Genomic DNA, 18,305 nt, shown 5'->3' on the forward strand with positions numbered 1-18,305 from the left:
GCTGGGCCTCATAATCGTTCACTTGCGCTTGTTGTCCTTGACGTTGGCGTTCTCAATCTTGCGGGCTAACTCAGTCACGCTCTCGCGGAATGCAGCCGGCACACCGGGCGAAGCTGCGTATTCCAAGAGGTCCGCAACGGTCTTCTGCACACCACCGCGCTGAACCTGAGCGCGAGGCAGGTTGGCGATAGCTGCAACAACCCTCGGGCTCGTTAGCAGGATGTCTGCGCCCTTGGTGGCAGCGATAGTGCTGGCGCCAGTTGCGATGTTGCCCAGTGCCAGCGCGGCTTTACCCGTGGCTGCTGCACCACCGATTGCACCGATGCCAGCCAGACCGGCCTTTACGGTTTCGAGGTTGCTGGTGTTGCTGCCGTTCACGCTCTTGCCATAGCGCTTCATCTGCGCGGCGATGCGAGCCAGTCGGTCGAGATCGGCGCGGTATGCCTCGTTGGCTGTGCCATCGAACAGCGCGGCCTTGGCTTCCGCGCTCATGGTGTTCCAGCCCTTGAGGAAGGCGCTGGCCGAGAAGCCATCGCTGGTGGTGCCCATGCGCTGCACGGCAGCGGCAGTGAACTGGTCCCATGCTTCGCTGCCCTGCTCCTCCACGATCTGCCTGCGGGCAGCCGCGATCTTGTTGCCGCCCTTGTCGCTGCCGGTGAGCAGGTTGCCCAGTACGTTCTCTTCCACCTTGGCCGATAGGATGGGTGCAAGGTTCTCTCGTACGTTGGTGGGCGAGCCTTTGGCCATGCCAGCGCGGTAAGCGGCATCAGCCTCCTGCCATGCCGCACGAGCACCGTTGCCAGCTGCATCAGCGGTTGCGCCCATCTCTGCGGTGAGCGCGTCGTACATGCGGCCCAAATAGCCCTGCTCGGCAGCGTTGGTGCTGGCGCGCTGCAATCGACCAACCTGGGTGCGGGCCTCTTTGATGCTGTCGAAGGTGCTGCCGTTCACTACGTCTTCGCCCAACGCACGCACTCGACGCATGGCGCTGGCCAGTTCGGCTCCGTGGGTCTCACGGCCAAACGAGGTGATGTTGCTGCTCTCGTTGGCCAACGCGCGGCCGAGGTTGGCAATGTGGCTGCCTTGAACCGGGGTATTGCCGGTGAGCGCGCTGACATTGCCATACTGCTGATCGGCAGCATCGAAGAAACGCTGTTCAGCTTCGCCCGCTGCCTGCTTGAGGGTGTTGCCCACTTCCTGGGTGGTGCCGGGCATAGCGGTGGGATTGGTGCTGCTTGCGATGCCGCTCACGATGCGGTCGTTCTCAGCAGCCATCCTGGCCGCAGCATCCTCACCGGCCTTGGTAACTCGACTGCCCAACACCGGCACAGCACTCACAGCGCGTTCTAGGTACTGGGTGGGAGCGTTGGCTGTGGCCATGCCCACGGTGGGCTCAAGGCCAATCGCCCGCATATCAGTGACGGCATCTGTGGTAGCCTGCTTGCCGAACCCAAGAGTGCCACCGGCTGCGCCAAGGCCCTTGGCAACCAGTCGGCCTGCACCTTCACCGGCTGCGTTCGCTGCTGCCGTGATAGCTGCGTCCTGAACCTGCTCGCCCGTGGTGCGGCTGTCCGTGTTGCCGTAGTACCAGTTGATGCCGCGCTGCGCGGCTTCGCGGGCCGCCGTACCGCCGGTTGCCGCTCCTGCCAGTGCACCCGGCAGGTTGCCGATGGCACCACCACCAGCCGCACCCGCTGCACCGCCGATCATCTCAGCGAGCATGGGAGCGGCACCAGCGATGTCACCCAGCGAGGGGATCCAGCCCTTGTTGTTGTACTTCTGCCATTCGCCCTTGTCGTTTTGGTAGATGAAGTTGTCGCCGTCGTACGTTTGCGCGGTTGGGTAGTGCTTGCGCAGGGCGGTCAACTGATCCTCGTACTTGGGCAGCGCATCCACCTCAAAGCGGATGTTGGCTGGTGCCTCAGCCGTGTCATTGAACTTGTACTCGGCATTGGCCGAGGGCGTAGCTGTGTTTTGCTGGCCTGCGATGATCACCGAGGGAGTTGCAAAGCCCGCATAGGGGTTCCTGCTTTCACTCTGAGTTAGAGCCGGTTGCTGCGGTGCTGCCTGTGCCGTGGGCGTGGCAATGCCCGCGTAGGGATTGCCCGTGCTGCCGGGGGTGCTGCCGATCACACCAGCCGTCTGCACAGGGGCAGCAGCAGGAGCGGCTTGCACGGGGGTGGCAGGAGCCGCAGGCACAGCCGGGGTGGCACCGCTGAGAACACGAGCCGTCAGAGCATCAGCCTGTGCGCGGTCGGCAGATGCCAACTGTGCGCTGGGCTGGGTGGGTTCGGTGCTGCTGGGACCGCCGAGGGCGATCATGCCAGCGAGCGGGCTGGGTCCGAGATCGAAGCTGCTGTTGGCTACGATGTCGCGAGTGCTTGAATTTCCACCGCGGCCACCACGAGTGGCGGGCTCAGCGGGTGCAGCCGGGACTTGGCTGCTGATAGCTGCCATCTGTTCCGGGCTCATCGCTCCGATCTGACCGGCGAAGCGGATGCCATCACCCAATCGAGCACGGGCAACCGCGCCAGCGTTGGCGGGAACCTCGTACTGTCGGGTCCAGATGTCGTTGCCCGCCCGCACGTCGTCACCAGCGGCCAGCAGCGCCTTGAGAACGTGCCTATGGCTGCCGTTGAGTTCGTTGCCGATGTGAGCCACCTGAGCGCGGGGATCGGTCCACGATGTTCCCATCTCCTGCGCCGTGCGACGCAGGGCCGTTGCTCGACCCTGGTTCCACTGGCCCATACCGATGCTGTCGGAGCCATCGCGACCATCACCGGGGTTGAGAGCGGCGGGGTTCAACTTCTCTCCGCTCTCGCCAATCATCGAACCCACCGCACCAGCAGCAGCGCCCGGCGAAATGCCCAGTTCAAGGAACTTGTTATAGAGTAGCAGTGCGTTGGGGCTGATGCTGTTCGCCATTCTTAGCGTGGCCTTTCAGTGTTTTTCTTATAGTTAGTTCACGGTGTAGGTTACACCGTCTGTTCCCCGGAACTGGTCGCCCTTCTTGAGAGAGCGCAACTTGGGATCGTTGGGGGCGAACGTGGGCAGGCTGGGAGCACCACCACCCAGCGCGGGAGGTGTTGCCGGTGCAGCACCACCACCGAGGGCGGGAGCACGAGCAGCGGCCTCCTGAGCGGCCTTCTCAGCCGCCAGTTCCTGCGGGCTCTTCCAAGCCCCGTGCAGTTCGGAGATATCCGGGATCACCATGGTGGGATCGATGCCACCAATCTTGCCCGCGAGCGCACGCTGGTTGTCGCGCTGCTTCTCGTATGTCTGGCGCTGATCCTGATACTTGCTGTCCATGTTCTTGAGGATCTTGATCTTGTTGTCCTCGCTCATGCCGCCGCCGTTGGCAGCCTGATTGATCGCCGCCACGAGGCTTTCAGGCATGCTCTGCGTCTTGGTGCTAAGCGAGTTGATTTCGTTCTGGCTCACAACCGAGCCGGGATCGTTCAACTTGTACCAGTCCAGCACCAGCTGCACCGTACCGAGGCCACTGTTGTCCTTGTAGGCGCGATCAAAGCCTGCGCGGATGTTGCTGGCAGCCAGGAACTTCTTGTTGTAGTCGCTCTGGTTCCAGCTGTTGTTCATGTCCTTGGCGCGGTCATCGAACGTCTTCTTATCGCCGCTAGCGTCCTTGGCAGCCTGCTCCTTGACGCGCAGATTGCTCTCGTAATCCGCCATGGTCATCTTGCCGGGCATTTCGCCTGCGCTCTTGCCAGCAGCCTCAGCCTGCGCGACCTGACCCTTGCCAGCGGCATAGCCGGGCACGGCACTCAGGGTGCCATCGGGCATGAGAACCTGACCGTTGTTGAAGGCATGCTTCTCCAAGGCCATGGCCTGATCGCTGTAACTCTGCGCTGCGGTGTCGTAGCCAGCCGCGCGAGCCTGACGGGCCTGCTCGTTCAACTGCTTGATGCGGGCCATGAGCACAGTGCCGGTGTCCATGGGCGCGCCCGATACGGCGGGAGCCGCAGAAGCCCCAGCAGGGGCGTTGGGCGCGGCAGGGGCACCAGGGGCAGCAACGGGCGGCTTCGCCCCTGCTGGGGCAGCCTGGGCGTTTCCTGGCTGCACGCCGGGCGGTAGGATCGGAAGCGGCTGACCGGTGGGCGCAGGAGCCTGACCCGGAACAGCAGGTGCGCCAGGAGCAGGCTGACCCGGAGCAGGAGCACCGGGGGTGGTGTTGATCACACCGTTGCCGGTTCCCAGCGGATTGGGCACGCCGTTAAACTGCGCACGAGCAGCAGCCTGAGCCTGCAACTGAGCCGCCTGTACGCCGTGCAGCGAGGTGTTGGCCTGTAGGTTGCCGATTTGGGCACGGGTGTAGGCGCGCTTAAGAGCGTCGTCCGCGCTGCCGCTGTAACTCTTGCCGAAAGCGCTCATGCCGTCGCCCAGCGCACCCAGCATGTTGTTGGGGGTGTAGCTGGGGCCACCTGCCTTCATCATGCTACCGCCGAGCGCGATGAGGCCCTGACCCAAGCGAGCACGCTTCTCCGGGTCATTGAGGCCGAGCATACTGAGGAAGCCACCACCGGCATCCGGCGATGCCGGGGCTGCGCCAGTACCGGGGGCAGCACCAGCGCCGCCACCCAAACCGAGAATGTCCAAAAGTCCCATGGATTGCTCCCCTTACTTCGCGAGCAATCCGAGAGCGGACGTTGCCAGTCCCATGCCCTGTGCTGCGGTGTTCGTGTAAATCGGCTTTGTCTGCGTGCCAGTGGTGCTGTTGTATCCGCCACCAGTGAGGATGTTGGCCTCGTTGAGGAGACCAGTCCAAACCGCGTTCTGCTGCCCGTTCCACTTGTTGATGTCGTCCTGCAAGAAGGCGCCCTGGCGTGCCTGATCTGCCTGACCCTTGGCCAATAGTGCCTGTGCATCCGCATAATCGTTCTGGCGGATGGCACCGGCCATACCCGCTGCCTGCAACTGCTGACCTGCCTGCGCGTTCTGCGCGGCGGTCTGGCCGTTGGCGGCGTTCAACTGCAAGTTGGCATTGCTCAGCTGATTGGCGTAGTCCTGATTGGCCAAGTTGGCACCAGTGTTCATCGCGTTGACGCGGTTGGTGGTGTCGTACTTGTACAGATCGCTCAGCGAGTTCAGGTAGTTGAGATTGCTAGTCTGCTGCGCAACACTCTGGTTTCCCAACTGGTTAGCCGCGTTCAGGAACAGGCCACTGGTGGCATTGCTGAGGTTGCCCGCGTTGAGCAGCGCGTTGTTGTTGGTCTGCTGCTGCTGAGCGTCGATGCCAGCTACGTTCTGACTGGCCGAGATCATGTTCTTGGCAACGCTGTCCGCAGTGCTGCCCATGCCGGTGATAGCCGCAAGGCGCTGGCTCTGCTGCGTGTTGTCGATGTTCGCGGCGTTCTGGTTGGCTGCAATGGCGTTCTTGGTGGCGCTGTCCACGGTGCTTCCGAGGCCAGTGATCGCCGCAAGTCGCTGAGCCTGCTGCGCATTGCTGGTGCTGCTGAGGCTATTGAGCGAGTTTTGTAGGTTGCCGATGTCGCTGTTATAGAGCGCGCCGATTGCGTTCTGCGCGTTCAATTGGTTGCTGCGTTCGTTCGCGTAGTTCGCACTCATCATGTTGCCAGCATTGGTGGCCATGGCATTTGCCGTGGTCTTTTCCGCGCTGTTGCGCAGGCTGGCGTATGCACCCGAGCCCAAGCGGCCAGCCGCTGCCATGGTGCTGTCGATGCCAGGAGCGATGCTGTTGTTGAACTGATCAACAGTGCTCTGGTTGGCGTTCTTAATTGCCTGATCGATGTAGGGATTGCTGTTGAGGTAGTCGCCATTGGCGGTCTTGCCCAACAGGCTAGCCGCAGGATTGCTGTTGCTGCCGAGGTACTGGCTAAGAGCGGTCTGACCGCCCATAGCTGCGTTGGTGTAACCGGCTTGACTGCCGAACAGGAACGAGGCCGGGTTGAACCCCGCTGTCTGGCTCAGGGCATTGGCCTGCGCGCCAGCGCTGTTGGTGTAACCGGTCTGGGCCGCATAGGCTGCCTGGGCAGGGTTGCTGCTGGCATTGGCCGCTGCCTGCTGCGCGAGAGGCATCCCGGCGTTACTGCCAGTCATGCCGTTCTGCATCAGTGCATTACCGGCATCGTTGTTGATGGTGCCTGCGGCTGCGCTGGTGGCTGCAACGCCAGGGTTCTGCCACTGCGCACCCTGAGTAAGCGCGCTGGTGCCGAGGAAGCCGTTGGCTAGAGCGCCGTTCGCTACACCGTTCACCATGCCCGTGTAGGGGTTGGCCGTGGGGTTTAGGCCCTGCTGCAAGCCCTGATAGGTGTTGGTGGGTGTTGGGCTGTAGGCAGCGCCAGTGAGAACGTTATTCGTCGCGTTGCTGGCGTTGCCCAGTAGGGGCGAGCCAGCACGGGCAGTGGCCTCCATGCTCGCATAAGCGTCCTGGGTGGGCTTGCTCCAATCGATCACCGTGCTGTTGGGATACGGCGAAGGGCTACCGTTCTTGCGGGCCTGATCGGCTGCCGCATAAACGTCGAGCAAGTAGGGCTGAGCGCCGTACCACGGTTCAGTCTTTTGGGTGGTGGTTGTGGTTTCGGTCTTTGGACTGCTTCCCATTGCTTCTCACAATCTCTTAATCAAATTTGTCGTCGAATAGGCGTATCCAAGCGTGCGCAATTCACGCTCCCAGCCGCGACGACCGCTCAAAACAATTGAAGTGCAGCCCTGCGAGCGAGCCCAGTCTTCAACAACGGGTCCAGCTACGTGCTCGATCTCCCGGAGATCGCCACCAGCGAGAAAGATGAAAAGCGTTCGGGTGTGCTCGTTGGCGTCGATCTGCGTGACGCCAGCGGCGTTGGCCGTGCGCCACAGTTGGTAATCGCCCTTGAGCAGGCCGCGAAGCAAAGTATCCTCTCGGATGCGTCCATCACCGTGGGCTAGCGCCGCCAGCAACCAGGCGCGGCAATGGGTGTATTCGGTTACGATGGTGGCAAGATCACTGCTGCAAAACTTAACGTTCAAACCGCCACCACATAACGAAAGGTTCTATCGGTCTGTGTGAGGTTGCGATGGGTGATCGTAAATGTGCCAGCGTTGTAGGCGCTCACGTAGCAAGCGCCGCTGGCCATCTCTGCCGCCGCAGTTGCGGTCTTGGCGCAAAGGCTCACAGCAGCATCGAACCCGGCTTGCAACACAGTCACCACGGTTGAGGTGGTGTTGGCAGCTAGGGTGACTTCGCCCTTGATATTCGTTTTGCGCTCCAGGCGATTGCACTGGTCAATCACCTGCTTGAGCGTTCCATCACTTCGTGTACTCATGCGTTTATTTATCTGGAACCAGTGGGAACCGCGTCGATTTCCACGCCCATTGCCTGGGTCCAGTTTCCCGAGAGGGTAATGCGGTATCGGTGATAGCGAGCATCACTGCGCAGGGGGCACCAGCCATTCACGTTGATGGGGCTGGCCGCGCCGTAGTTGGTGTTCTGCTGCGGAGTGACTTTGCCGCTTACCTGCACGCTGACATCGCCACTGCCGTGAACCTTTGGCGAAGCTGCGCGGACGAGAGCCCTGTCGCCCTTCACGTTCTGCATGATCTGAGCCAGCATTTGACCCGTGGGGTATTCGCCGGTCTCGATGGTGGCTGGCATGTTGGCACCGGAGAAGGAGTAGATCACTCCTGCCTCGTCCATTCCGGCCAGGAAGGCTCGACCGCCGCTCCACACCGGGCTGTCCAGCGAGGCCGGCACGTCATTGAGGCTGCCGTACTTGTCCAGCGCAGCTAGGGTGGTGGGCAGGCTGAGCGTGTTGAACAGGAACGTGGGCTTGGTGGTGGCTGTGCTCCATGCGCCAGTGTCGTAGTTGAAGACGAGAACCTGATCCGGCTTGAGGTCGTAGCTGTCCACGCTGGCGTACATCCAGACGACAAGTTTGTTCAGGGGATCGATACTCACGGTCATACGGTCAAAGCCTGCCTGATTGGCGTTGGCCTTGAACCACTGATCTACCTTGCCTTTGCCGATGGCGTTGAGACGGTCATCCTGCAACATGTAGAAGCCGTCTTCTCCGTAGAAGAAGATTTTGCCATCAGCGGCGATAACGCTCTGCGGAATGGCACAGCCCTTGTTCTGATAGATGCACTTGAACTCAAAGATCGCAGGGGAGCCCACGTAGATCATTTTCACGATCTGCGTCTTGAGCAGCACGGTGCCTTCTTCACCGCCCACAACCGCCTGCACGGGGCCGCCGCCTAGGATGTCCTGAAAGTCGGCCTGCGTGGTGGCGCTGAAGTTCCAATCCGCCGGGTTGCCGATGGCGCTCCATCGCACACGGTATGGAACTGCACCGTCGAAGGCATCGAAGGTGTTCCCCACGAGCACGAAGTCGCGCAGCGTGGTGATGTATCGGGCCTTTACCAGCGTGGTAAGGTCGCCAAACTTCGTTCCCTTGGTGGTGTCGATGAACTGGGGGCTGTCGCTGTAGTTGGTGCCGATCACGAGGCCGTAAGCCTCTGTGAAGCGCCATCCCTCGATGTCAGCCGTGGTGTATCCAGCAGCCCTGCCGATGTCGGTCCAGTTGGAAGTGCCGGGGTCCTGCGTGAACAGTTTGCGCTGGGTAGCTGTGTAGACGTGGGCGTTGCCGAGGTTGTCGCGCAGCGAGATAGCCGCATAGGGGCGGCTGGGCAGGCAGGTGGGCGCATACTGAGTGGCACTGGGAAACGGCTTGTAGAAGGGGCCGCTGCCGGGGATCACGTTCTGAGCGCGTGTGATGCCTGGATTGTTGAGCGCTGGCTGATCGGGAAGCCACTCCGCGAACGGCACATTGAGGCTCATGTGAACCTCCGTGTCTGCAAGGTGCTGCCGCTGAACGAGCCCTTGGCGTGATCCGCAGCGAGATTGGCCAGAGCCGTGGCGAACAGTTGGCTGTAGGCAGCCGCCTTGTCCTGATCCTGCGCCCAGATCGCGTACTCAAGCAGCACGCCGTAGAGGTACACATCGGGGAACGCGGTGAGCAGCCAGTTGGTCTGGTTGGCATCAGTGAGCGCGGGAACGCGGCTGTAATAGACGAGCGCAACCGTGGCATCCTTGGCCGGTCGGCTCTGCAACCGGATGGTATTGCCCACGATGGCATACTGGTTGGTGAGCCCGGGATCAGCGTTCAAGCTGTCGATGCTCGCAAGAGTGAGCGGCTGGTGATTGATCTTGATGCTGCGGCCTTCTTTGAAGTCCACGGGAAGCGGGAACGAGGCCGAGCCCGCTGCAACCGCGATGTCCACGTACTTCTCGGATAGGCGATGCTTGATCACGCTGGCGAACTTGGTTTCAGCCAGTGCGATCAGCACGTTGAGCGGCAGATCACTGCGGGTGGTATAATCGACTACAGCCGACTTGAGTTCGTTCACATTCGCCAGCGCCATCGTTACACCTTGAGATTGTTGGTGCGGATGTGCTGGAAGTCGCCGTCATTCAGTCGGCGCTTGAATGCTGCATCGTCATCGAGGATGCCTTGCTTGTGCCAGTCCCAGTACATACCCGTGGGGATGCTGGCCACTTTCACCATGTCGCCCAGTGCGCTGGTCTTGCTGAAATCTACCTGTGCGCTCTTGTTGGCATCGAGCAGGGCATCAACCTTCCACTCGGTTTCGATGATGAGGTGTTCGCCGTTACGGATGAACCAAACACGCTTGTCGGGAGTGTCCTCCCAAAGAATTCTCTCGCCCACGACGACCTCAAAATTTTTAAGAATTAAATGTTTTGCGCCCCAAACGAGCGCGAACATGTTTGTTCAAACAAACAAGTGAGGGGGTGGCTGAGCCACCCCCTCAACCCAATTAAGAGGCCTTCACGTCGGCAATCTTGGCGTTGCCGAGTTCGTTCTTGCTCTCAAGGGTCCACTCAGCCAGCAGTGCCACGCGGTCAGCGTCGCTGGTCTTCGCCAGCTTCTCAGTGGTGAAGTTACGAGCAACAGCCACGGCCCACAGAGAGGGATCGAACAGGATTACGGTGCTGGTGCGCATGTAGCGGTGGGGGATGATCTCGTGACGACCGAAGTCGCTCACGTATACGTCCACACCAGCGGTCAGCTGCTGGTCCTTGCTGAGGGTGTACTTGGTAGCACCACCAGTGAAGCCCGAGATGGCCTGCTTGAGAGCGGGGCCAACGATGACCTTCTTGACGTCGCCGCCGTTGGTCCATGCCTTCTGGATCACGCCCTTAAAGGTGGCCTCATCGAGAACACGCTGGGTGCCATCGGTGGGGGCAGCTACAGTGCCGCCAGTGAAACCAGGGGTAGCACCGCCGGTACCAGCGCTGACGTTGGTGGCAATCCACGATTCCATACCTGCGCTGCGACGAGCCACACCAGCACCACCAGCGTTGCTGGCGCTGTTGCCCACGATGGCAGCCTCGATGTCCTTGCGCAGTTCAACACCGGCCTTGCCCACCTGACGGCCAAACTCGTTGTTGCTGCCCACGGTCTTCACGGCCTGGAGGGTACCGGAGACGTTGATCACCTTGGTGCTGATCTGGGTGTAGTTGCCCAGACGAACCGGCGATGTGAGCGCGCTGTCAACGAAGTCTGCGCCTTCTGCGGCAGCGTTGCTGGCGTTGGGAGCGTTCAGGGTCTCCGTGAAGAACTCGTGACGGGTGTTGGTCGCCTTGGTCTTGGCGATCATGCTGTACACCGGGGTTTCTTCTGGTGTGATGTTGTTGATCACGCTGCCGATATCCTCAGCGACGTGTACCTGGGTGTTAGTAACGAGAGTGGCCATTTGCTGGCTCCTTATTATTGGGCTCTCTACGTCTTGTGTTAGAGTAGCCTGCCTAGGATGCTTGCAGCATCATCGATGCTGCCGGTTCGTTTGAGACGCGCCATCTGATCCTTGTGGCTGCTGTGTGCGAGCGTGGCTTTGGCAGTGGTGACACCGGGCTTTGCCAGCGGAGGCTTGCTTGCCACTGCCTGGATGGCCTTGGGCTCCTGTGCCTTCATGCGGCGATAACGCATTGCATCGTACATGAGGCTGAAAAGCCTTGCGTCAGTCACGCTCTGCAACAGTTCTTCGGGCAATCCCACCTCGTTAGTGGCGAAATTGACCAATTCTGCGCTGGCCTTGCTGACCTTGCCATCTTCAGTTCGGGCAAACTCCGGGTGCAACTGCACCAAGTTTGTATATGCCTCTGCCTGTGCCTGAGCGATTTGCGACTGACGCAGTGTGTTAGTTGCCTGCTCCTGCTGTGCTCGCAACTGCCTGACCGCGTTGAGATCAGTGATGCGCTTGTTCCACTGTTCCCTCTCGACTGCGTACTGAGCCGGGTTGTCCTCGGCTAGCTGCATCCAATTGGGCTCTTGTGGGAAGTGATCCACCAAACTTTGCTCAATACGAGCAAGGTGATTGGTGTACTGCGCAGTGAGTTCGTTACGAACTTGACTTTCGGCGTGCTGGCGCTGTGTTGCCAGTTCCTGGGTCTTGCGCGTGTAGTCCGACTGGCGAAGGTAGCCGCTCTTGAGGTCCTTGACCTTGATGCGCTCTCCATTCACCTCAACCTCGGTGTCCTCGCTGATGGCGGGGGCTTCGGTTGCTTCGGGCTCTGCATCCTCGGTGGGCTGCTCTACCTCGTCGGTATCCGTCTCCGGGTGTACCTCGGTGGTGTCTGCATCCTCGTGGGACGGTACTTCAGCCTCAACGGCCGGGGTTTCAGCATCACGGGGCTCGTCGTTACCGAAAAGTGCTGTGATCTGGCTTGCTGCGTCGTGCAGCGAAAGACTTGCAGTTCCCTGTTCGGGATTGTTGCTGTCTGACATCGATTGCCTCGATTGTTGTTTCTTGTCGTTCTATTTAGTGGGTGAGCCCCAGGAAGCCGCGTTTGCGGGCCTCGACTAGGGTTTCCAGTGCTCGCTTGTCGATTTCGCCGCTGGCAATGGTGCGGCCTACAAACTCGTCCAGCTTCGCCAACAATCCCAGCATGAGGTAGATGCGCTCGCGTGTGGCGGTGTCGCCGGCTGCGGTCTTGGGGAACGCATCCATGAGCGCTTCGCGTACCTTTTCCCAAGGTTCACGGAAGGTGGGATCGTTGTGGTATTGCTTGTAAAGTTCTGCCCTGCGGATGTTGTCTTCCATGAGTACTCCTTACTGCGGGTTGGGGATCTGAGGCTGAGTGTTCTGCTTAGTGAGGATCTGTAGGCCCTTGAGTTGTGTCTCAACGCCCACTTCCTGCTTTCGCAGTTCCATCTCCGCTTGGAACTTGGCCCATTCCAGCTGCATCTTGGCTTGGAATTCCTCGCGCTGCATCTGCATCTCCGCGACATGCTGCTGCTGCTTGATCTGCATTTCCATCTGCATGCGCTGCATTTCGGCTTGAGCCTTTGCCTGCTCGGCCTGCGCCTTGGGATCGGGCTTCTCCGGCGGCTGCGCTCCACCCTGCTGCATCTTGGCTGGGTCGTTCCAGAAGCGCTCAGCGTTCTTGAAGCCGCTGTTCTCCGCGATCAGCGCCAGGGTGTTGTAGATTTTGCCCATGTCCGTGATGGGTGCGCCCGTCTGCATGGCGGTCATCTGCTGGCTTAGGATGTTGCTGAGCGAGGCCAGTTTCTGCGGCTTGTCGGTGATGCCGAAGGTGATGTTGGCCTTGATGTCGAGGTCGGGGTTCCACTGGTCGGTGCCGTAGGGAATCCAATTACCGCGCAGCTTCACCGTCATGGCCTGCGTGTCTTCCATGTGGCCGATCAGCAGGCTGGTCACGAGGCGGAACAGGTAGCGGTAGCCGGTCTCAGCGAACATGCGGGCGATCAACTCCACTCGGAGTTGGCTCATGGTCTGGCGCTGGCTGCTGGCGGTAGCCGTGGTGTTCTGCAGTTGGGTGGGGTCCACGCCCATGAGGTTGGGACCCACGCCAGTGCGGTGCTCGATGCTCTGGTTGAGCATGTCGATGACGCCGAACGCCTGACCGCCCACGAATGGGGTTGTAGCAAAGGAAAGGGCGTCCTTGTCCTTGACCCTGATGATGCTATCGGGACCGCTGTTGAGCAGGTCGTCGATGTTGACGCCCTCAACATCGGCGATGCGCTGCGGACGAAGCACCTGGGTGAGGTTGTCGTTGATGCCTCGCATGAACATGCTCTTGAGGCGCTGATCTTTGCCGACGAGATCGCCCGTGCTCATGCCATTGATGGTGTTGGGCATCATGTACGGCACGAAGGGAGCGAACGGAGCCAGTTCCACTTCCTCAGTGGCCAGCAGCACTGCACCGCTGGCCGGGCTGCCACCGATGGTGAGGCGCAGCAGTTCGCGCACGCCGTCGCCGTTGGCATCGAGGCGCATGAAAATCTCATAGAGGTCCACTTCGGCCTCTACGTCGTTGGTGCCGTCGCTGAAGCCCTGATCCTTGTTGCGCTCCAGCGCATAGCTGCTGGTGTCGCCACCGCTGGCCGGGATGCGGTTCACCTTGGCAGCGTCGTAGCCCATCTCCACCAGCTCAGCGCGTGGGAGGATGCGCTTGAAGCCCTGTAGGTCGGCTGCAATGCCGCCGGTCTGGTAGTCGAACTGGGCATCCTTGCTGACGAAGAAATCCTCCGGGGGAACCACGCTCATGCGCACGCGGCTGCGGGTGTGAGCCTCGCGCACCTTGAGGTCGCGCATCTCCATGCCCGGAATGTGCTCCATGCCCGGCAGCGGATAGGGCTCACCGGCCTCTAGGATTTCGTGATCCTCGCTGTTCTCCAACTCCACCGCATGGGTGTTGGGAACGCCTTGCAGCACCTGCGCGGGCTTCCAGCGCTTGTCCTTGTAGAACTCGGCAGTGACGATGCCGAGGCCGCCGATGAGGCCATTCTTGAGCCAGTCGTGCAGCACCAGGGCGTGGTTGTTCTCCTGGGTGACAACGAAGTTCACAACGTCCGTCTGCTGCTCAGCTAGCGCCTCGTCCTCGGGTCCGGTGGGGGAGAACTGAACAACCTTCTCCTGCCCATCGAACAGGGCCATGAGGTTGGCCAGCGTCCATTCCACGTTGTCGAAGGTGTCGCTGGTGACGTAGCGGCTGCGGCCTACGATCTGCTCGTCGCCCGCAAACTGGTCCCTGTTGTACAGTTCCAACCCAGAGAGACGCTTGGTCTCCAACGTGTTCTGAGTGTAATTCTGCGTATGCGGGAATGCAGTTGCTACGCGGCTGAGAATTTCTGTGTCGTTGAGCGGCTTTGCGTCAGCCTCTGCGGGCTTGGGAGCCTTGGTGTTTTCCTCTTCCATCAATGCCTTTCACGGGCAGTTTTCCTGCCTCTTGTTGGTTAGACGATGTTCCAGCCACGATTGATGGCGATGGGCTTGTTCCAGGCGTATTTACCGAATTGGGTACTCCTGGCATCGCTCGCGAACGTGAGGCACAGAGCATCCGCCAAGTCAGGGCTTTTGCGCCCGTTCTTGCGAATGTCCTTCTTGCTCTCGACCTTGTGCTTGAGGCCTACGAATTCGTACTTGGGCAGGCAAAGTTCGCTGATGAGCGCGCTGTGGTTGGGGATGCTCACGTTGCCGGTGGCAAACCAGTCGCGGCACTGAAACCATAGTTCGTCGCGCAGGCTCATGTACCTGTCGGGATCGCGAGGCTTGTGGGAGACGATCACCTCTTTGACCGGCAGGCCCATGGTGCGCAGCAGCCCGGCGATGCCGTGACCCACGCCGATGCCGTCCACGCAGATTTCCGTGGGCTGATCCGCCTTGGGGGTGCGATCGAATTCCTCGCGCACACGGGCGGCCAGCTGCTCGGGCAGCATGGTGCCATAGATGATGGGATCGCCCATCATGAGGTTATCGCGGCGCTTGATGAGGACGCTGCGGTCCTTGCCCGTGCCCGATGGGTCGAAGCCCCAAACCACCGGGAATTTGGGGGTGGGGATCACTGCGCGGTCGATGGCCTCGACCACGATGTCCCTGGGGATCACACCGTCTTCGTCTTCCAGCGGGAACTCACCCAGCCCCTTCACGCGGTACTCGTTGGTGCCCACACCGCCGAACGAGGCCACCATGGCAGCCATGTCTTCCGGGGTGATGTTGGGGTTATCAGTGATCTTGCCGTGAACCTTGGTCCACCCTTTGCTGATTTCCGGGTGCTCCCAAGTGTCGAAAAAGAAGCCGCTCGTCTTGGAGGGGTTGCTGATGATGCACAGTTTGGGATTGCGGTCGGTGAAGATATTCTTCAACTCCGCAAACACCGCATCCGGTACGCCCGTGGCTTCGTCCACGAACACGAAGTTGTTGATTTGGTGGATACCTCGCGCTGTCTCGATATTGTCCTTATTAGCTAGACGCGTTTCCGCAAATGCGCCTGTGGGGTTCTCCACGCGGTACATCTTGGTAGCTGTGTAGTCGATGTTGTCTTTGAGATACGGAGGCAACTTCGCGTAGAGGTTGCCCACTTCCTTCCAGATGCCGCTTTTGATCTGGTCCTCGCTGGGGCCAAAGATCGTCACCTGCACATCGTTATGCGTGAGCAGCGCCCAGTGGATCAGTACCGCCATCGAAAACGTCTTACCGAAGCCGATACCCCCTCGGAACGTAATGCGCTTATTCCGCTGGTAGGCTGTCACGAACTCCACCTGTTTGGGTGTGAGCGTGCTACCAAAGGCCTGTTTGGCAAAGAAGGGAATGTCGTTGCGGAACTGCTCTAGTAGCAGTACCAAATCGCTGTCAGATGCCATAGAATACCGAAGTTTTTACAACTTAAGTATTTATTGGTAGAGCGGTTATGTCGCGCTTTCGGGGCTTGGCTTGGTTCGAGGTTTGCTTGCAGTTAGGTCGTATCTGACGATAGGCGAGAATGGGGTAATCGTCATGAGCCAGATGCCAATCCACGATGTGGTTGAGTTCGTAACTCAACCGAGTTGTAGCCCCAGATCCTACACGAGTGCCGCTGAAGATTTTCGGTCGATGGGCGCACTCGCCATCGCGATAGTTTCCATGGCCATTTTGGTCGCCGCAATGTCAATCTGGATCGATCGTGAGATTGAACGACGCTGGGCCGATGCTCAATACAAATAAGTTATTTACAGCTTACTTCGCTGGCTTGTTTTGTAATTCGCCAATCGTACTCAGCGCTTCTTTGATGGCTCGCTCGATCTCGTCTTCCGTTTCCGTGATGGCCGAGCGGTTGAGCCAGTCCGCGCTTAGTGCTGCAATCGGAAGGCCCTGCGGGCTCACTTGTCCGCATGCGATCTTGAGGTCAGTGCCGTTCTTGTCGAAGCGGCTGCGCAGATAGGCTCCTCGAATGTCCTCGGGGTGCCATGTGCCGCACGCTCCGTCCCTGTCTCCCTCGGGAAACATGCGGATCTGCATCTCGCTGCTGAGGCTGGCTGGCATGCCCTGCGCGCCCGCGAGATCGTAGTCCACACCGGGTTTCGGGTACACGCACACAGCGCTGATGTAGCGCCACGGGATGGGGTTCTGCGGGGTGGGCTGGCTCTCGCCGCTGTAGCGGAAGTAGATGAGCCGATGCGCGCTTACGCGCTTGCCCACGGCCTCAACCACGTTGCAAACGGCATCCTCTTTGCGGATGTCCTTGCGGGCCTTGCTGGCCTGCTGCTCCAATCGGGTGCTCTCGCTAGGCGGTAGGTAGCTGAGCAGCGTGTCTCGGAACGCTTCGTTGCTGTAGCTTGCGTACCCAACCGCGCCCACGGCCAGGATGCTGGTGACGAGCAGCGCCGAGACAGGGCTGCGCTGGAACACGCCCACGATGCTGCCGAAGGCGTTGGCGATGCTGCCGGGGTCTTTGTACGTTGGGGTGCCGCTCTTGCGCTTGCGCTTGGGGCGAGGGGGAGCCTGCTCTTGATCGCAGGTGATGTCTTCTTCTTGCACCTGCGGGTCTCCCAGTTTGGTGTTGCCGCGTATTTATCTCTGGCCCTCCATCTTGGGCTTTCTCTCCGTCCATTCCGGCCTATCTGCGGATGTGCCGGGCTTGGATTGCCCCCTCACCAAGCCCAGCAGCCTGACGGCCTCGGCAGCCTGTGTCCTCGCGACTTGGGATGCCGAGGCCGACAGAAAGGAAAGGCCCGCACTAGGCGGGCCTCGAAGTGCGTTAGGAGCGTGCTAGGCGGGCTTCTTGGCCTTGCGGCTGCCCTGCATGCGTTCGCTGCGCGCCTTGCTGTTGGTGGCGATCTGAGCCTTGAGAGGGTCGCTAGCCTCGATCACCTGCCGGGCCATGCTCAGCCGCTCGATAACATCATCGAGGCTGTCGGCCCGGAACCACTGATGCTCCCCGAACTTCAGCCCTTCCCGGCCGATCTTGAGCCGGTAGCCGCTGCCATCGCGCTTGAACCAGGCCACGCGGGCATTGGTGTCCTTTCCGTCTTTGGCCTCCCGAGCCAGCGCAATCTGCCGGTCGATCTTGCGGAAGAACACTGCAACGGGATCGCGGTCCGTGATGGTGTTCTGAGCCGGGGCAGCGAAAGCGATGAACTGATCCATGAGAGACTTCGTAGCCATTGGGTTTCTCCAAGTGCGCCGTTTGCGCCACTCGTCCCGGCTACAGCCGTGTGCCACAGGATCAACCGAAGAAATGCCAGAGTGTGAGAAATCCGCTCAACCGCGCTGTTCCTGTTAAATACGTGACGGCCATCCACAGAGCAGGAGACACATGGCAATTTCAATCACATCGGGCACCAGCGTTTCTAGCGCGCCCAAGGGCATCACCATTCGCGTGCGCATCGCCAACGGACACAAGCCGCAGCTGGACAACATCATCGAGAGCAACCCCGGCATGAGCGCAGCCGCAGCAGCCCAGCAGTGGGTGGCTCAGCGCTACGGGAGTTGGATCACTGGCAACCTCGGCAGCAGCTTCGCATTCCTCAACGTGTGCCCGGCATCGTTCGATGTGAGGTTCGACCTGCGCTCGGATGCAGAGGCTTTCCAACGGGCCATTGGTGGCCAGGAGGTTGCCGATGGCGCGTAAGCAGAACGAGCCCGACGCATGCAAGGCCCGAGGCTTCCAGAAGGGTAGGAGCGGCAACCCCAAGGGCCGACCACCCATCATCCGCGAAGTGCAAGAGATGGCCAAGGAACTCACCCCGGCGCTGATCAGCAACCTCTTTGAGATCGCCACCAACGACAAGGCCAACGCCAGCGCGCGAGTGCAGGCCAGCGTGGCACTGCTGGATCGCGGCTGGGGCAGGCCCAAGCAGAGCGTGGACGTGAAAGTGGACCACAACGCCAGCGGACTGGCAGCGGCCATCGCGGCGGCTCAGGACCGCATGCGGGTGAATTCGATCCCACAGCAAGCCACGGACATCATCGAGGGCGAAATCATCGCAACTGAGCCGGTGGCCTCCAAGCCGGGTTCTCTCTAGCTTGGCAGCGCATCCACTGCGCAGGCC

At 60.5% G+C, this 18,305-nt stretch carries 17 protein-coding genes; 2 read left to right on the forward strand and 15 right to left on the reverse strand.

What is annotated here, in order from left to right:
* Window positions 1-18: 18 nt before the first annotated feature.
* From J4O73_RS02400 to J4O73_RS02470, 15 genes are all read right to left on the reverse strand, one after another.
* Window positions 19-2,925: a phage tail tip lysozyme gene (locus tag J4O73_RS02400; protein WP_426214296.1), complete on the reverse strand. Its 2,907-nt coding sequence runs from the start codon at window positions 2,923-2,925 to the stop codon at window positions 19-21.
* Window positions 2,926-2,958: 33 nt separating this feature from the next.
* Window positions 2,959-4,623: a hypothetical protein gene (locus J4O73_RS02405; protein WP_426214297.1), complete on the reverse strand. Its 1,665-nt coding sequence runs from the start codon at window positions 4,621-4,623 to the stop codon at window positions 2,959-2,961.
* Between the two features lie 12 nt (window positions 4,624-4,635).
* Complete coding sequence (locus J4O73_RS02410; RefSeq protein WP_426214298.1) at window positions 4,636-6,504, reverse strand: hypothetical protein; 1,869 nt, start codon at window positions 6,502-6,504, stop codon at window positions 4,636-4,638.
* Window positions 6,505-6,585: 81 nt separating this feature from the next.
* Complete coding sequence (locus J4O73_RS02415) at window positions 6,586-6,984, reverse strand: hypothetical protein (RefSeq protein ID WP_426214299.1); 399 nt, start codon at window positions 6,982-6,984, stop codon at window positions 6,586-6,588.
* The gene (locus tag J4O73_RS02420) at window positions 6,981-7,280 is read right to left on the reverse strand and encodes a hypothetical protein (protein ID WP_426214300.1); all 300 of its coding nucleotides are present in this window, start codon (window positions 7,278-7,280) and stop codon (window positions 6,981-6,983) included. Before J4O73_RS02420 ends, J4O73_RS02415 begins: the two co-directional genes overlap by 4 nt.
* Before the next feature lie 8 nt (window positions 7,281-7,288).
* Window positions 7,289-8,791: a hypothetical protein gene (locus tag J4O73_RS02425; protein ID WP_426214301.1), complete on the reverse strand. Its 1,503-nt coding sequence runs from the start codon at window positions 8,789-8,791 to the stop codon at window positions 7,289-7,291.
* The gene (locus J4O73_RS02430; protein WP_426214302.1) at window positions 8,788-9,375 is read right to left on the reverse strand and encodes a phage adaptor protein; all 588 of its coding nucleotides are present in this window, start codon (window positions 9,373-9,375) and stop codon (window positions 8,788-8,790) included. The genes J4O73_RS02425 and J4O73_RS02430 overlap by 4 nt, the downstream gene beginning before the upstream one ends.
* 2 nt (window positions 9,376-9,377) lie before the next feature.
* The gene (locus J4O73_RS02435) at window positions 9,378-9,737 is read right to left on the reverse strand and encodes a hypothetical protein (RefSeq protein WP_426214303.1); all 360 of its coding nucleotides are present in this window, start codon (window positions 9,735-9,737) and stop codon (window positions 9,378-9,380) included.
* Window positions 9,738-9,789: 52 nt separating this feature from the next.
* Entirely contained in the window at window positions 9,790-10,728 is a 939-nt protein-coding gene (locus J4O73_RS02440) for a DUF5309 domain-containing protein (RefSeq protein WP_426214304.1), read from the reverse strand.
* A gap of 38 nt (window positions 10,729-10,766) precedes the next feature.
* Window positions 10,767-11,759: a hypothetical protein gene (locus J4O73_RS02445; RefSeq protein ID WP_426214305.1), complete on the reverse strand. Its 993-nt coding sequence runs from the start codon at window positions 11,757-11,759 to the stop codon at window positions 10,767-10,769.
* 34 nt (window positions 11,760-11,793) lie between these two features.
* Complete coding sequence (locus J4O73_RS02450; RefSeq protein WP_426214306.1) at window positions 11,794-12,075, reverse strand: hypothetical protein; 282 nt, start codon at window positions 12,073-12,075, stop codon at window positions 11,794-11,796.
* A 9-nt stretch (window positions 12,076-12,084) separates the two neighbouring features.
* Window positions 12,085-14,193 (reverse strand): portal protein, encoded by a 2,109-nt coding sequence (locus J4O73_RS02455; protein ID WP_426214307.1) that lies wholly within the window; start codon window positions 14,191-14,193, stop codon window positions 12,085-12,087.
* Window positions 14,194-14,231: 38 nt separating this feature from the next.
* A complete protein-coding gene (locus tag J4O73_RS02460) occupies window positions 14,232-15,638 on the reverse strand; it encodes a hypothetical protein (RefSeq protein ID WP_426214308.1) in 1,407 nt (468 codons plus the stop codon).
* Window positions 15,639-15,990: 352 nt separating this feature from the next.
* Window positions 15,991-16,791, reverse strand: coding sequence for a hypothetical protein (locus J4O73_RS02465; RefSeq protein WP_426214309.1), 801 nt, complete (start codon window positions 16,789-16,791; stop codon window positions 15,991-15,993).
* Between the two features lie 231 nt (window positions 16,792-17,022).
* The gene (locus J4O73_RS02470) at window positions 17,023-17,418 is read right to left on the reverse strand and encodes a hypothetical protein (protein ID WP_426214310.1); all 396 of its coding nucleotides are present in this window, start codon (window positions 17,416-17,418) and stop codon (window positions 17,023-17,025) included.
* Window positions 17,419-17,569: 151 nt separating this feature from the next.
* Between J4O73_RS02470 and J4O73_RS02475 the strand changes: the two genes are divergently transcribed.
* Both J4O73_RS02475 and J4O73_RS02480 read left to right on the forward strand, forming a co-directional pair.
* Complete coding sequence (locus tag J4O73_RS02475; RefSeq protein ID WP_426214311.1) at window positions 17,570-17,884, forward strand: hypothetical protein; 315 nt, start codon at window positions 17,570-17,572, stop codon at window positions 17,882-17,884.
* Complete coding sequence (locus tag J4O73_RS02480; RefSeq protein WP_426214312.1) at window positions 17,874-18,278, forward strand: DUF5681 domain-containing protein; 405 nt, start codon at window positions 17,874-17,876, stop codon at window positions 18,276-18,278. The genes J4O73_RS02475 and J4O73_RS02480 overlap by 11 nt, the downstream gene beginning before the upstream one ends.
* Window positions 18,279-18,305: the final 27 nt, after the last annotated feature.

The organism is Methylobacterium sp. NFXW15, assembly GCF_049887755.1.
GTDB lineage: Bacteria > Pseudomonadota > Alphaproteobacteria > Rhizobiales > Beijerinckiaceae > Methylobacterium.